This window comes from Marinobacterium stanieri (genome assembly GCF_900155945.1).
Classification (GTDB): domain Bacteria; phylum Pseudomonadota; class Gammaproteobacteria; order Pseudomonadales; family Balneatricaceae; genus Marinobacterium; species Marinobacterium stanieri.
The window spans coordinates 213,742-227,310 of sequence record NZ_FTMN01000002.1; the positions used below are offsets into that span (position 1 = coordinate 213,742).

19 protein-coding genes are annotated in these 13,569 nt (G+C 55.8%); all 19 read left to right on the top strand.

What is annotated here, in order from left to right:
- Positions 1-24 precede the first annotated feature (24 nt).
- The 19 genes from BW956_RS05840 to BW956_RS05925 all read left to right on the top strand — a co-directional run bounded on the left by BW956_RS05840 (position 25) and on the right by BW956_RS05925 (position 13,334).
- A complete protein-coding gene (locus BW956_RS05840; protein ID WP_076461582.1) occupies positions 25-588 on the top strand; it encodes a phage baseplate assembly protein V in 564 nt (187 codons plus the stop codon).
- The gene (locus BW956_RS05845; protein WP_076461583.1) at positions 585-926 is read left to right on the top strand and encodes a GPW/gp25 family protein; all 342 of its coding nucleotides are present in this window, start codon (positions 585-587) and stop codon (positions 924-926) included. Before BW956_RS05840 ends, BW956_RS05845 begins: the two co-directional genes overlap by 4 nt.
- Complete coding sequence (locus BW956_RS05850) at positions 923-1,828, top strand: baseplate assembly protein (RefSeq protein WP_076461585.1); 906 nt, start codon at positions 923-925, stop codon at positions 1,826-1,828. Before BW956_RS05845 ends, BW956_RS05850 begins: the two co-directional genes overlap by 4 nt.
- The gene (locus tag BW956_RS05855) at positions 1,821-2,360 is read left to right on the top strand and encodes a phage tail protein I (RefSeq protein WP_076461587.1); all 540 of its coding nucleotides are present in this window, start codon (positions 1,821-1,823) and stop codon (positions 2,358-2,360) included. The genes BW956_RS05850 and BW956_RS05855 overlap by 8 nt, the downstream gene beginning before the upstream one ends.
- On the top strand, positions 2,357-2,947 hold the full coding sequence (locus BW956_RS05860) for a phage tail protein (protein WP_076461588.1): 591 nt from the start codon (positions 2,357-2,359) through the stop codon (positions 2,945-2,947). The genes BW956_RS05855 and BW956_RS05860 overlap by 4 nt, the downstream gene beginning before the upstream one ends.
- Complete coding sequence (locus BW956_RS05865; protein ID WP_076461590.1) at positions 2,947-3,264, top strand: hypothetical protein; 318 nt, start codon at positions 2,947-2,949, stop codon at positions 3,262-3,264. Before BW956_RS05860 ends, BW956_RS05865 begins: the two co-directional genes overlap by 1 nt.
- On the top strand, positions 3,264-4,205 hold the full coding sequence (locus BW956_RS22730; protein WP_076461592.1) for a glycine-rich domain-containing protein: 942 nt from the start codon (positions 3,264-3,266) through the stop codon (positions 4,203-4,205). Before BW956_RS05865 ends, BW956_RS22730 begins: the two co-directional genes overlap by 1 nt.
- Positions 4,206-4,207: 2 nt before the next feature.
- On the top strand, positions 4,208-4,666 hold the full coding sequence (locus BW956_RS05875) for a hypothetical protein (RefSeq protein WP_076461593.1): 459 nt from the start codon (positions 4,208-4,210) through the stop codon (positions 4,664-4,666).
- A gap of 95 nt (positions 4,667-4,761) precedes the next feature.
- Positions 4,762-5,415 carry a hypothetical protein gene (locus BW956_RS05880; protein ID WP_139327136.1) on the top strand — a complete coding sequence of 218 codons (654 nt, stop codon included), beginning with the start codon at positions 4,762-4,764 and terminating at the stop codon, positions 5,413-5,415.
- A gap of 101 nt (positions 5,416-5,516) precedes the next feature.
- A complete protein-coding gene (locus BW956_RS05885; RefSeq protein WP_076461597.1) occupies positions 5,517-6,689 on the top strand; it encodes a phage tail sheath protein in 1,173 nt (390 codons plus the stop codon).
- 13 nt (positions 6,690-6,702) lie between these two features.
- Positions 6,703-7,212 carry a phage major tail tube protein gene (locus tag BW956_RS05890; protein ID WP_076461600.1) on the top strand — a complete coding sequence of 170 codons (510 nt, stop codon included), beginning with the start codon at positions 6,703-6,705 and terminating at the stop codon, positions 7,210-7,212.
- Positions 7,213-7,286: 74 nt separating this feature from the next.
- Positions 7,287-7,640, top strand: coding sequence for a phage tail assembly protein (locus tag BW956_RS05895; protein WP_175611971.1), 354 nt, complete (start codon positions 7,287-7,289; stop codon positions 7,638-7,640).
- Between the two features lie 8 nt (positions 7,641-7,648).
- Entirely contained in the window at positions 7,649-7,765 is a 117-nt protein-coding gene (locus tag BW956_RS05900; RefSeq protein ID WP_076461602.1) for a GpE family phage tail protein, read from the top strand.
- A gap of 63 nt (positions 7,766-7,828) precedes the next feature.
- The gene (locus BW956_RS22735; RefSeq protein WP_276327821.1) at positions 7,829-7,954 is read left to right on the top strand and encodes a hypothetical protein; all 126 of its coding nucleotides are present in this window, start codon (positions 7,829-7,831) and stop codon (positions 7,952-7,954) included.
- A 24-nt stretch (positions 7,955-7,978) separates the two neighbouring features.
- Entirely contained in the window at positions 7,979-10,678 is a 2,700-nt protein-coding gene (locus BW956_RS05905) for a phage tail tape measure protein (protein ID WP_076461604.1), read from the top strand.
- 2 nt (positions 10,679-10,680) lie between these two features.
- Positions 10,681-11,106, top strand: coding sequence for a phage tail protein (locus tag BW956_RS05910; protein WP_076461606.1), 426 nt, complete (start codon positions 10,681-10,683; stop codon positions 11,104-11,106).
- Complete coding sequence (locus BW956_RS05915; protein ID WP_076461608.1) at positions 11,103-12,089, top strand: contractile injection system protein, VgrG/Pvc8 family; 987 nt, start codon at positions 11,103-11,105, stop codon at positions 12,087-12,089. Before BW956_RS05910 ends, BW956_RS05915 begins: the two co-directional genes overlap by 4 nt.
- Before the next feature lie 244 nt (positions 12,090-12,333).
- Positions 12,334-12,885, top strand: coding sequence for a hypothetical protein (locus BW956_RS05920; protein WP_076461610.1), 552 nt, complete (start codon positions 12,334-12,336; stop codon positions 12,883-12,885).
- A gap of 35 nt (positions 12,886-12,920) precedes the next feature.
- Positions 12,921-13,334: a hypothetical protein gene (locus BW956_RS05925; RefSeq protein ID WP_076461612.1), complete on the top strand. Its 414-nt coding sequence runs from the start codon at positions 12,921-12,923 to the stop codon at positions 13,332-13,334.
- Positions 13,335-13,569 lie beyond the last annotated feature (235 nt).

Consider the following 13,569-nt stretch of genomic DNA (forward strand, 5'->3'; position numbering starts at 1 on the left):
GCGCGCGTGATCCATTATCGGGGTATGAAAACTGCAGACATCAACCGCCGTCTTGAATCATTGATCCGCCTGGGCACCATTGCCCAGGTGGATCATGCCGCCCGCCGGTTACGGGTAAAAACCGGTGATCTCCTTACCGGCTGGCTGCCCTGGCCTGCTGAAGTCGGTCGTAATTTCAGACGCTGGAGGCCACTGCGTGAAGGCGCCCAAGTGGTATTGGCATGCCCATCGGGTGACCCTGCGCAAGCAGCCATTATTGGCATGCTGTACACCCAGTCACTTGACCGCCCGAGTGCAGATCCCGATGTGGACCTCATTGAATTCGAAGACGGCACCCGGCTGGAATACAACAGCCACAGTCATCACTTGAATGCTGAATGTGTAGGCGATGTCACCATCGTAAGTCCTACTCATGTCACGATCGACTGCCCGGACAGCACGTTGACAGGCAAGCTGACCGTCAATAACAACATCCGCTGCAATGCCAAAATCACCGCCGCTGGTGATGTGATTGCTGTCGATTCCGTGAGCTTGGCTACTCACAAACACACCGGTGATGACGGTGGCCTAACGAGTGCACCGCTATGAGTGGTATGCATCGCCAATCAGGCACGCTCATCGACAATCTGGATGCGCATGTTCGCCAAAGTATTGGCGACATCATCACGACGCCGATCGGCAGCCGTGTGATGAGGCGCGAATACGGCAGTCTCATTCCAGAACTGGTTGATCAGCCCCTCACCCGTACCACTATTCTGCGCCTTTATGCCGCCACGGCCGCAGCCATCATGCGCTGGGAGCCCCGGTTCAAAATCAGCCGTATCAGCCTGGAATTGCGTTCCCCTGCAGGCGCCATGATTGAGGTTGCAGGTCGAATCGGTACCGCTCCCGTCACAATCAACACACCGGTAGGAGATCGCTCATGAGCGGAGCCTTTACAGCCATAGAACTGAATAAGCTCCCAATGCCTGATGTTGTCGAGCAGATCGACTTCGAAGTGATCCTGGCAGAAATGCTGGCCGATTTGCTGAGCCGTGCACCCGAGCTGGCTGACACACTCGCACTTGAGTCCGAGCCTGCGCACAAGGTCCTGCAGGTAGCCGCCTATCGGGAGACGTTGCTGCGTCAGCGCGTGAACGAGGCTGCCAAGGCGGTGATGCTCGCCTATGCCGGCGGTACCGATCTTGACCAACTGGCCGCCAACTACCAGGTGGAACGCTTGCTGCTGGATGCCGGCAATCCCGATGCCTTTCCCCCTGTGCCTGCCACCTACGAAGATGACAACAGCCTGCGCCGACGTGTGCAGCTGTCGTTTGAAGGCTTTAGCACTGCAGGCCCTGAAGGCGCCTATATATTCCACGGCCTCGGGGCCGATGCCGACGTGCTGGATATCAGCGCTCTCAGCCCAACACCGGGGCAGGTCACGGTAACGGTGCTCAGCCGCTCCGGGACCGGTGCTGCCGATGCGAGCCTCCTTGCTGCAGTCGAAGCAACACTTTCTGACGATGCGGTTCGCCCCCTTACAGACCAGCTCAGCGTACAAAGTGCCAGCATCATCAACTACAGCGTGGTTGCCAGTCTGACTCTGTTCCCGGGGCCTGATGCGGCCGTTGTGCTGAATGCAGCCCAGGTAGCCCTGAATGCCTACATCGAAACCAATCACCGACTGGGCCGGGATGTAACGCTTTCAGGTCTGTACGCTGCGCTTCACCAGGAAGGTGTTCATAACGTGGAATTGGTCCAGCCTGTGGCCGATATTCTGGCAGCGCCCCATCAAGCCCCCTTCTGCACTGAGGTAGATCTGTCGATCGGGGGCATTCATGAGTAGCTTACTGCCACCCAATTCAACCAGCACAGAGCATGCCCTGGACGATGCGACCGCACGCCTCGGCTCAGTTGCCAGCCCTCTGCGCGACCTCTGGAACCCGCATACCTGCCCGGAACCCTTCTTACCCTGGCTCGCCTGGGCATACAGCGTCGATACCTGGTCAGACGCTTGGAGTACCGAGCAAAAACGCCAGGTGTTGGCCGCGTCTTACTCGGTACACCGCAGCAAAGGTACCCGCTATGCGCTCCAGCAGGCGCTGAACAGTCTGGGGTATAGCGTTGAGGTCATTGAATGGTTTGAAGATGCTCCCAAGGCAGAGCCTTACACCTTCAGGCTGGTCGCAACAATTAACCAAACGCCGATGGCCAGCCTGTCGCTTTACCGCTCCCTCATCGACGTGGCCAACGCCACCAAGAATGTCCGTAGCCACCTGACCAGCGTTGCACTTGAAGGCAATAGCCAGGCATACCTCTATGTCGGTGCCCTGTTCACCGTTGGCGAAACCATCACTCTTGCAGCGGAGGCTCCATGAATTACTACATGAAAGTCACCCAGTCGGGCCTGGCCAAGTTGGCTGCAGTCACTGCCGGTGGCCCGGCTGTTGAGATTACCCAGGGCGCGATTGGCGATGGTAACGGTGCGCCTGTACCCGTACCCGATGGTTCGGAAACGACACTGATAAACGAGCTGGAGCGCTACTCACTGAACAGCCTCTTTGCTCACCCCACGGACCCCACCCTAGTAACAGCAGAGTTCCTGGTACCCGCCGATATCGGCGGCTGGCATATCCGTGAAGTGGGTCTATTCACCTCCGATGGGGAGCTGTTCGCGTATGGCAACTTCCCTGAAACCTACAAGCCCACTTCAGCCGAAGGCAGCACCCGCGACATGCTGATTTCTGCCGCTCTGCGTGTTGGCAATTCCGCCCTCATGACACTGATTCTGGATGCCAATGTAACGGTGGCAACACGCAAGTGGGTCAACAACACCATCACCCTCGCGTATCTACTTCCTGGTGGACGACACCACCAGGTGCTGGCCAAGGCATCAGACAACGATGGTGATACCCAGTGGGTTAACCAGATTTCACCTCGCACTTACTTTATGGGACAGAACTAATGGCAGCAGGAAAACTGGGGGCCGCCGTCCCCCCGGCTGAAGTGGATACCACCGTATACACCGTGCCAGCCGAAACGGTGACGACGTTGAATATCTCTGTGGTCAATCGCGGTGTCGATGCGTCGGTACTGAGTGTCGCCATCACCACAAATGAAGTCCCGGCCGATGAAGATTTCATCGAATACGGGCTATCCATCCCGGCATCCGGTGTATTCGAGCGCACAGCGCTGGTCGCAGGCCCGGGGGAGAACATTATCGTCCAGGCATCTACTGGCAGCTGTAGCGTGCGGATATTCGGTTTTGAGGAGGTTGCATAATGGGGCGTCATACATCCTGGGACAGCAGTGCCTCAGCCAATAACACTGTGCTGGCAACCAAAGTGGTTCCCCCGGGTTACATGGGAGATTTTGGCAACGGCCTCTGGCGTATTTTCGGGAGCGTGGGCGTGCACAGTTTTACCATTCCCGACAACGTTCACCAGGTACGCATTCGCGTACTGGGCGGTGGCGGCGGTGGCGGTGCGCGAGGGGGTGGCGGCTCAGCAGGTTCTGGCGGTGGTGGTGGTGGTTATGCACACGGCGTATTCACTGTTACACCAGGCGACAACTTCACCGTTACGGTGGGCTCCGGTGGAGCCGGCGCATCGGCGGACAGCAACGGTAGCCCAGGTGGAGCCTCCTCATTTGGCGCGCTTATATCAGCCACCGGTGGTGGAGGCGGTTTTTTTGAAGAGCTACCCAGCGTGGGCGGCATCGGTGTCGGCGGTGACTTTCGATCAACCGGCGGCATATCGCTTGGCACTTGTACTGGCGGCGGTGGAGCGGCCTCCCAACTGGGGGATGGAGGCCATGCTTATGGTCGTGGCGGCGCCGGTGTAGGGGGCGGCGATACTTATAGCTACGGGGGCGGCTCGGCATTTGGTGTTTCCGAAAGCGGAGCACCTGCGCCCAACGCGCTCGGCGAGCCCGTGAGCACCCTGAACTGCATTAACGCCGTTTACCGCTTTCCGTTCGAAGGCTTTACAGACGGTGGTGGCAGCGGAAATGGTGGTATTGGTGGCGGCGGTGGTGCGTCCTCCTCACCTACAGGAAGTGGCGGTATCGGCGGCGGCGGAGCAGCTGCTTATAGTACCTCTACAACCTACGCACAAGGCGGCCATGGCGGCCGAGGCGGTGGCGGTGGATTGGGCAACCACGGCAGCAATGATAGCTGCCACGGCGGTGACGGTGGTGATGGACTGGTAATTGTGGAGTGGTAAACATGGCAAACTATGCACGCATTGTTAACGGAGTTGCCGTCGATGTATCGGCGACCCCTGAATCAGATTTTCACCCGGCCATCGCGGCTGAGTTCCAATCAGTCCCTGATACAGTCCGTGCTGGCTGGAAGCGGAATGCCCAAGGCGAATGGTCAGCACCTTCAGCTGTGACGCCGCCGGCACCTGCGCCCGACCGGCCTCAAGTGGGGCCTACAACCTTCAAGATCCTGTGGTCCAGCCCGGAGCGTCTGAAGCTCAAAGAACTACGCCCGTCTGATCCAGTGATCGATGATTTCTTCGACATCATCGAAGACACGCGAATGGAGTACATCGATTTGGCCCTCTCCTCAACCCAGGATGGTATCGACTATTGCCTGCAGCAGCTGATCACTACCGGCGTGGTTGCCGAAGCGGATATGCTCACCCGGCGTGAGGAAATCCTATCGGGAACAATGAAGTAAAACGCTAACCCATACGACCGCCCACCAGGGCGGTTTTTGTTTCTTATGCTCCTCCCGGTAGACTGTTAACAGAAATCGTTATGAGAGACAGGGACATGGAAGAAAAAGTCTACCGGCAGCGGCGCAACCTGATGATCACTTGCATCGGGATCATTCTGTTCTACATGGGGCCTGGGGATTTTAACGAGATTGGACTGCTAAAGAATTTGGGGCTTCACACGCTGAACGAGTGGGAGCTAAAGGGCATGATTCTGGCGATGTATTTGTATTATGCGTGGCGATATTACCAATACTGTTCTGAAAACCCTTCGCAGTTTTTCTTTTCGGTTAGCAATTACCTAATGGACAGAGGAAAGTTCCAGACAAACCTGTCGCTTCTACCACTGTTTTCAAGAGAAATACAGCGACTTAAATCAGAAGATCCAGGCGCAAAATATGAGCTTGGTAAAGTTTACTCCAACGTATGCATGGAGGGTCTGATGAGCAACTGGGAGTTTATCTATGACGGTACAGTCTCAGAGAAAAAAGTAGGAAATCTAAGGGTTCCCGGCAACTCAAGTCATCAGCTATCTGTTTTGTGTGAAGGAAGTGAATGGCTTATTTTCAAACTAAAAATTATCTTCAGGGTAGGGTTTAAGTTTCCCGGCTTCACAGACTGGATTATGCCCTGGCTATTCTTTTGGGGTACCTGGGCTTTGATCGTCTGGAACGAAGTCATCTGTACCTCCTGGCAATTATCCGCAATGTAAACCCCCGCTATACATACCCCTAACCTCCTCTCTCCTCGCGCGAGGCTGCACACTGGTTGCATTGCTGACCCAAGCACAATGCCAACCGCAGGAGAGACCCCATGGCGACCGAATACCATCACGGCGTCCGCGTCATCGAGATCAACGAAGGCACCCGCCCGATCCGGACCGTATCGACGGCCGTGATCGGCCTGGTTGCCACCGCTGACGATGCCGATGTCGATTATTTCCCGGCCAACAAGCCCAAGCTGATCACCAACGTCCTGGAAGCGATTGGCAAATCCGGCACCACTGGCACCCTGGCCAAAGCCCTGGACGCCATTGCCGACCAGACCAAACCCATCATCATCGCCGTGCGTGTACCCGAGGGCATTGATGCGGCCGAGACCACCAGCAACCTGATCGGCACCGTGACCGCTACCGGTGAATACACCGGCATGAAGGCCCTGTTGGCCGCCGAGGCCAAGGTGGGCGTTAAGCCACGCATTCTGGGTGTGCCTGGGCTGGATGATCTGGCCGTGGCAACCGAGCTGGCAGGCATCGCCCAGCAACTGCGTGCCTTTGCCTATGTGTCCGCCTTTGGTGCAGAAACCAAAGAAGAGGCGGTCACCTACCGCGAGAACTTCGGCCAGCGTGAAGTGATGGTGATCTGGCCCGACTTTGTCGGCTGGGATACCGTCGCCAGTGCCGAAACCACCCTGTTCGCCACTGCTCGCGCCCTGGGCCTGCGCTCCAAGCTGGACGAGGAAGTGGGCTGGCATAAAACCCTGTCCAACATCCCGGTCAATGGCGTCACCGGTATCAGCAAAGACCTGTACTGGGACTTGCAGAACCCGGCCACCGATGCGGGCTACCTGAACGAAAACGAAGTCACCACGCTGATCAACCGCAGCGGCTTCCGTTTCTGGGGCTCGCGCACCTGCACCGAAGATCCGCTGTTTGCATTTGAGAACTACGTGCGCACCGCCCAGGTACTGGCCGACACCATGGCCGAGGCCCACATGTGGGCCGTGGACAAGCCGATGCACGCCAGCCTCATCCGCGACATCATTGAAGGCATCAACGCCAAGTTCCGCGAACTGAAGGCACTGAATTACATCATCGACGGCAAGGCCTGGTACGACGATACCGCGAACAGCCAGGAAACCCTGAAGGCCGGCAAACTCTACATCGATTACGACTACACACCGGTGCCCCCGCTGGAGAACCTGATGTTCCGCCAGCGCATCACCGACCGCTATCTGGCCGACTTTGCCAGCCAGATTAACGCCTAAGGAGGGATGACCGATGGCACTGCCACGCAAACTCAAGAACATGAACCTGTTTAACGATGGTCTCTCCTACGCGGGCCAGGTGGACGAAGTCACCCTGCCGGTGCTGGAGCGCAAGATGGAAGAATGGCGGGGCGGTGGTATGGACGGCTCCGTCAAAACGGATCATGGCCAGGAGGCCTTGTCCATGGATTGGACCTGTGGAGGACTCATGGAAGATGTCCTCCGCCAGTACGGTATTACCACCCACGACGGTGTGCAGCTGCGCTTTGCCGGCGCCTACCAGCGTGAAGACAGCAGCGATGTGGATGCTGTGGAAGTGGTGGTCCGAGGCCGCCACAGCAAAATCGATATGGGTAGCGGCAAGGCCGGGGAAGGCACCGAATTTAAGGTCACCTCCGAGCTGAGCTACTACAAACTCACCAGCAACGGTGAAGAAGTGATCGAGATCGATCTGATCAACATGGTCGCCATTGTCGACGGCGAAGACCGCCTGGCAGCACAGCGCAAGGCAATCGGCCTGTAAACATCAACGCCCTTGGCCGGTACGCCCCCACCCGTACCGGCCCTTTTTCTCACTGACGCAATGGGATGCATACCATGAAAGCCAAAACCGACGACAAGCCCCAGAACGAAGTCACCATCGTTGAACCTGAAAAGCTGCCGCCCCACTCCGTACGCCTAGATGAACCGCTCAAGCGTGGCAACCAGGTCATTGATGTAATCACCCTGCGTAAACCAAAATCCGGCGAGCTACGTGGACTGAGTCTGCAAGAAGTACTGAGCCTGGATGTGAACAGCCTGCAGACACTGCTGCCCCGTATCAGCTCCCCCACTCTCACCAAGCAGGATGTGGCCGACATGGACCCGGCAGATCTGACGCAACTGGGTGTGCAAATATCCGTTTTTTTCGTGCAGAAGCAGCGCAAGGAAGAAGCCTTCCTGACCGCGTAGACGAAGCCATGGCGGATATCGCCATGGTGTTCCACTGGCGGCCCTGTGACATGGACGGCATGGAACTGGTTGAACTAATGGACTGGCGGGAGAAAGCCCGTAAACGCTGGGAAAGTGACAGTTGAAGCCGCTGGCTGCCATGCGAGGATTTGTTATGATGAATGTACCCCCACTCAGGAACCACTACCATGGAACACCTGATCATCTGGTCACTCGTGGCACTGCTGCTATTCATGGGTTTTGGCGCCCTTTACGGAGCCGGCTCATTCATCGGAGCCGCCTTGCGCAGCGTTTTTCGCAACCCTCGCGACTGATTCACTCTGCAGAGGCGCGCCGCCATGGCGCGTGATCTGCGCGTCCAGCTGATACTGGACACCATCAACAAAGCCAGCGCACCACTCAAAGCCATCGGCCGCGACAGCGGCAAAACGGCTGAAGCACTGAAAGCCTCCCAGGAACAACTCAAAATCCTGAAACGCCAGCAGCGGGATATATCCAGTTTCCAAAAGCTGGAGTCCGCCACCCGTGAAAGTGGCGATGCGCTGCGCGAACAGCAGCAAAAAGCCGCAGCGCTGGCTCGCGAAATGAGGAGAACCGCCAACCCTACCAAGAAACTCCAGCGCGAGTTTGAGCAAGCCACCTCAGCAGCACGCAGACTGAAAGACGCCCACCAAAGCAACCGACAAAAACTGCAGCAACTGGGCCAACAGTTACGCCAGAACGGTATTCATACCGACCGGCTCGACAGGCACCAGAACAACCTGCAGCGGCAGATGCGGCAAACGAATGGCGCAATTGAAGAGCAGAAGCGCAAGCTGGCGGCACTGGCTGAGGAACAAAAGCGGCTGAACGAAATAAGGGAACGTGCCAACAATATCCGGGGCAACGCCATGACCTTGGCTGGCCACAGTACCGCGGCGCTGGGTAGCGGCGTACTGGCCATGCGCGGTATGAGCGGCATGATGGCTCCAGTGGTAGAAGCACAAACAAGCGGCTCCCTGATTGCCGCACGGCATGGGCAAGACAGTAACTATGCTGCGGGCTATACCGCTATTATCAATGCCATCAAAGCCAACGGCAGCGTGGCTGAAGTCAATGAAATCACCACCGCACTGGATGCTGCTTCGGCCGCCTTTGGTACTTTAGGTGATGCCAGCAGCCAAGAGCTACAGCGTATTTCCCGCCATGCACTAAACCTGTCCAGCACCTTTGGTACCGACACCGCGGAGTCTATCCAGGTGGCTCAGATTATGCTGCAGAACGGACTTGCCGGCAGTGCTGATGAAGCCTTTGATTTGATCACGGGTGGTATGCAAAACGTTACGGCTGAAATGCGCAATGAGCTACCCGAGATCCTTCATGAATACAGCACCCACTTCAGGGGGCTGGGTTTTAGCGGCCAGGAGTCAATGAACCTGCTGGTGAAGATGGCCGCACAGGGCAAGTTCGCGTTGGATAAAACCGGAGATGCCATCAAGGAATTCTCCATTCGTGGCTCAGATATGTCCAAAGCAAGCGTAGAAGCCTACGACCTGATCGGCCTTAACGCTCAACAAATGTCTGCCGCGATTGCGTCAGGGGGAGATGATGCACAGCAAGCCCTACAGACAACCGTCCAAGGCCTGCTACAAATTCCAGACCCCGCCGAGCGCGCCAATGCCGCCATCGCCCTATTCGGCACACCCGTTGAAGACCTGGCCATCGACAAAATTCCCGACTTTTTGGCAGCACTGGGTGGCGCTAAGGATTTACTGGGTGATACAAGCGGTGCTGCTGCCAACCTTGGCAAACAACTCCGCAACAACTTGAATGGCGACATAGGGAAACTGTCCGGCTCCTGGAACGAACTTAAAACACAGCTATTCGATGGCGAAAGCAGTGGGCTTAGGGATATAACCCAGCAAGTCACAGGCATTGTTCGTCAGATTACTGGCTGGGCACGAGAGAATCCCGAGCTGGCCTCAACTCTGGTCAAACTGACTGCATTACTGGCCGTTCTGATAACTGTACTCGGCGCTCTCGGATTGGCCGTCAGCAGCGTCATGTTTGGCTGGGCCGGATTGATGAAAATGGCCCCCATGCTAGGCATGTTCAAAGCCCTGGGGCCGGTGCTGCTCACTCTTGGTAAAACAGCCCTACCCCTAGTAGCCGGTGGCCTCAAGGCTATTACCACCGCACTTATCGCCAACCCTATCGGCCTTGCCGTAACAGCTATCGCGGGTTTGGCCTACCTCATCTACCGCAACTGGGAGCCTATCAAGGCGTTTTTCGCCGGGCTCTGGCAACAGGTTAAAGCCGCATTTAATGGCGGCATCAGCGGAGTGGCAGCACTGCTTGCGAACTGGTCACCCATAGGGCTGCTTTACAAAGGCATACGCGCAGGCCTGAGCGCGTTAGGGATTGAACTGCCGGCCACCTTCAGCGAGCTGGGCGGCAATATCCTCCAGGGCCTGATAAACGGCATCACCAAGATGATTCCCAATGTGAAGGAGAAGATCTCCTCCATCGGTGAGTCAGTATCTGGCTGGTTCAAAGGTGTGCTGGGTATCCACTCCCCCAGCCGTGTATTTGCCAGCCACGGCGGCGATGTAATGGCCGGGCTACAGCAGGGCCTCGGCAACGGTGAAAGCGGCGTGATGGACGGCATACTCGGCCTGGGCAGTCGTTTGATTGAGCAAGGCAAAGCGATTGCCGGCAAGTTGGGTGTTGCCCTGGGGGATTTGAAGAACAGCGCCCTGGATAAACTTAAGGCAGCAACGGGCTGGCTGGGGGAACAGCTTGGTTTCAACCCACACGATCTGGAGCCTGTGCCGGTGGGTGCCGAAGGCGGCCTCACTATCGACAAGCGCCCGCCCCTGCAGGGTGCAGGCCGGCAGCCACAGCCGGTCAGCAATACGCTCAGCATTGGCGAGATCCATGTACATGCAGCCCCCGGCATGGATGGGCAAGCCGTTGCGCACTTAGTTGCCCTGGAAATCCAGAAACTGCAGCTCAAGAACAAAGCGGCCAGCCGCTCCAGCTTTAACGACGAGGACTGACTATGCTGCTTAGCCTGGGACAATTTGTATTTGGTATCCCCACCCTCAGTTACCAGCAGCTGCAGCGCCAAAACAACTGGCGTTGGGCGGCCAACAACCGGGTGGGCCAGCGCCCTGCACGGCAGTTTGTCGGCCCCGGTGATGACACAATCAACCTCAGCGGGTGGATATCGCCAGAGCTATGCGGCGACCTCAAAGCCATCGATACCCTGCGCCTCATGGCAGACCAAGGCGAGCCCTATGTACTGGTGGATGCTACCGGTACCGTATACGGGCTCTGGGTGATTGAGAGCCTGAGCGAAACCGGCACCCTACACGGTATCGACAGCAAACCGCGCCGCGTGGACTTCTCACTGACGATCGCACGGGTGGATGATGATCTCATTGACCAGGTAGGACTGATTACCGACGCCGAGGCCATGCTATGAGCCGCTTCTACAAACCCAGCTACCGCCTGGAAGTAAACGGCCAGAACATCACCCCGAAGATCAACGGCCGCCTGATCAATATGACGCTTACCGACGAGCGGGGCCACAAATCCGACCAGCTCGATATCGTGCTATCCGATCACGGCGGCCAGCTCGATATCCCGCCGCGTAACGCTTCCATCAAGGTTTGGTTTGGCTGGGATGGCGCTCTTACCTACAAGGGCCAGTTTGTGCTGGATGAATCCAACCACTCCGGGCCACCCGATATCCTCACCCTGCGGGCACGGGCGAGCGACTTTAAAGGCCCGCTGAAAGTGAAACGGCAACAAAGCTGGCACAAGGTAACTCTGGGCGACATTCTCACCACCATAGCCGGCCGCAGTGGCCTCACGCCCGTGATAAACGACAGCCTGGCCAGTACCCGGATCGATCATATCGATCAAACCGACGAGAGCGACCACAACCTGCTGCAGCGCCTGGGCGAACGTTACGACGCCCTGCACTCAGTCAAGGACGGCCGTCTGCTGTTCGCACCTGCAGGCCAAGGCTCAACCGTGGGCGGTACCGCCTTCCCGACCGTTACAATCACCCGCCAGGAAGGCGATACTCACAACTACCAGCAGACCGACCGCGAACACGAGTACACCGGCGTACAGGCGCACTGGCACAACACCGATACCGGCCAGCAGGAAACCATCACCGTTGGTACCGACGAGAACGCCCGGGTGCTACGCCATACCTACCCGACCCCTGAAGAGGCAACCAGCGCCGCCAAAGCAGAATGGCAACGCATCAGCCGCGCCGGCAGCAAGCTAACGCTATCGCTGGCGATCGGCCGGGCAGAACTGATACCGGAGACACCGGTAAGTGCGGTGGGATACAAGCCAGAGATTGATGCAACGGAGTGGGTGATCGAGCGCGTGGTTCACTCGCTGGATGAGAGCGGGTTTACCACGCGGGGGGAGATGGAAGTGAAGAGATAACCTTAGAATTTATAAAAGGAACAACCTGCCCACTTCAAGTCACCATAAATTAACAAAAAACGTAAGATAAGAATAATAATTGATCACTAAATGCGACACTAATATTAATTATATTTCAGCAATATTAATACTGTGTAAATCGTTGAAAAGCTAGCATCCTGCTTTAGAATAAATACCTCATCGGATAAAAGCCGTATCCAATTTAGAACATTTTTCAAAACCAAAGTGTATCACGGAGTGAAACATGGACGTTCAAATGTGTACCCCATCAGATGATAAGCTCGTTATCATCGAATCCCTTCACGTTTCAAGCATTCATAAATTCAGTGTTTCAACGCAGGTGTATCGGCGCGTATACGGTGTATGCCACTCTCAGGATGTATATTTTGATAATGAAAAGCTAAACAAACCATTATCGGGACTACAAATTCTGCAAAACTTCATAAGCGGTGGTGACAGGGTTACGACTAAGCCTACTGGCGAAGAACTGGTCATTACTCGTTATATGGGTAGCCGAAACTACCTGAAACCGGTTGGCGACCTGAACGTCAATAATGAAATTGGCAAAGCACTCTCCAAGGACTACTACATTGGCAGATTGGGCCAGCTGTTCGCTTATGGCACAGACCCTATACCCGACGTAAAGCTTTTCGGGAATGCCAGCATGACGTTTTCAATGGCAGGCAATGGTGCTTACCCCGTAGCCGTTGCCGTCTATGACAGCGCTACAGGAAACCTCTCACAGGTCCTGGACCCTGTCGAAAAGAAGCGCATGATTCTGGAATTGGTTAAGTAACCGTTAAACAGGCTAATTAAGTTCAGGTATTAGCAATGAAAAAAGTAGTTATAGCATTTATCGTAGGGATCGTACTTTCGCTGATTCCTTTGTTCGGGTATGACGCATTTTTATCCAGCCTGGATGCTAATATCGTATCAGCCACACCAACAGACATAGGTATGGAAAGTTTATATTGCGCAGGTGGTTTATCTGCGTTTGGTTTCATTTCGACACTGATATTGCTGACATTTGATTCCAAACGCCTGATCGCTCAGTATGCTGTCATATCTGTTGTAGCACTACTTGTCATATCATTCATTAAAATCAACCTGATGATTCCTGACACTGAGAATGCTTTGTTCTCAAGGGATGTAAGCCTGTACACAATCCCCTACTACCTGACCTTTGTTGTGGTACCAGTATTCTTTTTGAGTAAGGCATTTCTGAATAGAGCGCCGACTTCATAAAGAAGATGACTACATATTAAAGGCCGCTTGATTAGCTTCAATGTGGCCTTTTTTATTAGCTTTTGAAGGCATTAAACCTACGTCGGTCTGATCTAAAGGGCACTAAGTAGAAAGTTAACACAGCTGGTAAAACCGGCACGGCCAAGGTGCTTAGGCACCAATACCTTACAAGAGGAATCCATATCAGCTGCTGATGCAGCCGCGTGGACCGCTCTTAACCGAGCACTGGCGGAGT

Coding starts and splice junctions, on each gene's coding strand:
- BW956_RS05840 (WP_076461582.1), top strand. CDS start 25: ATGAAAACTGCAGACATCAACCGCCGTCTTGAATCATTGATCCGCCTG.
- BW956_RS05845 (WP_076461583.1), top strand. CDS start 585: ATGAGTGGTATGCATCGCCAATCAGGCACGCTCATCGACAATCTGGAT.
- BW956_RS05850 (WP_076461585.1), top strand. CDS start 923: ATGAGCGGAGCCTTTACAGCCATAGAACTGAATAAGCTCCCAATGCCT.
- BW956_RS05855 (WP_076461587.1), top strand. CDS start 1,821: ATGAGTAGCTTACTGCCACCCAATTCAACCAGCACAGAGCATGCCCTG.
- BW956_RS05860 (WP_076461588.1), top strand. CDS start 2,357: ATGAATTACTACATGAAAGTCACCCAGTCGGGCCTGGCCAAGTTGGCT.
- BW956_RS05865 (WP_076461590.1), top strand. CDS start 2,947: ATGGCAGCAGGAAAACTGGGGGCCGCCGTCCCCCCGGCTGAAGTGGAT.
- BW956_RS22730 (WP_076461592.1), top strand. CDS start 3,264: ATGGGGCGTCATACATCCTGGGACAGCAGTGCCTCAGCCAATAACACT.
- BW956_RS05875 (WP_076461593.1), top strand. CDS start 4,208: ATGGCAAACTATGCACGCATTGTTAACGGAGTTGCCGTCGATGTATCG.
- BW956_RS05880 (WP_139327136.1), top strand. CDS start 4,762: ATGGAAGAAAAAGTCTACCGGCAGCGGCGCAACCTGATGATCACTTGC.
- BW956_RS05885 (WP_076461597.1), top strand. CDS start 5,517: ATGGCGACCGAATACCATCACGGCGTCCGCGTCATCGAGATCAACGAA.
- BW956_RS05890 (WP_076461600.1), top strand. CDS start 6,703: ATGGCACTGCCACGCAAACTCAAGAACATGAACCTGTTTAACGATGGT.
- BW956_RS05895 (WP_175611971.1), top strand. CDS start 7,287: ATGAAAGCCAAAACCGACGACAAGCCCCAGAACGAAGTCACCATCGTT.
- BW956_RS05900 (WP_076461602.1), top strand. CDS start 7,649: ATGGCGGATATCGCCATGGTGTTCCACTGGCGGCCCTGTGACATGGAC.
- BW956_RS22735 (WP_276327821.1), top strand. CDS start 7,829: ATGGAACACCTGATCATCTGGTCACTCGTGGCACTGCTGCTATTCATG.
- BW956_RS05905 (WP_076461604.1), top strand. CDS start 7,979: ATGGCGCGTGATCTGCGCGTCCAGCTGATACTGGACACCATCAACAAA.
- BW956_RS05910 (WP_076461606.1), top strand. CDS start 10,681: ATGCTGCTTAGCCTGGGACAATTTGTATTTGGTATCCCCACCCTCAGT.
- BW956_RS05915 (WP_076461608.1), top strand. CDS start 11,103: ATGAGCCGCTTCTACAAACCCAGCTACCGCCTGGAAGTAAACGGCCAG.
- BW956_RS05920 (WP_076461610.1), top strand. CDS start 12,334: ATGGACGTTCAAATGTGTACCCCATCAGATGATAAGCTCGTTATCATC.
- BW956_RS05925 (WP_076461612.1), top strand. CDS start 12,921: ATGAAAAAAGTAGTTATAGCATTTATCGTAGGGATCGTACTTTCGCTG.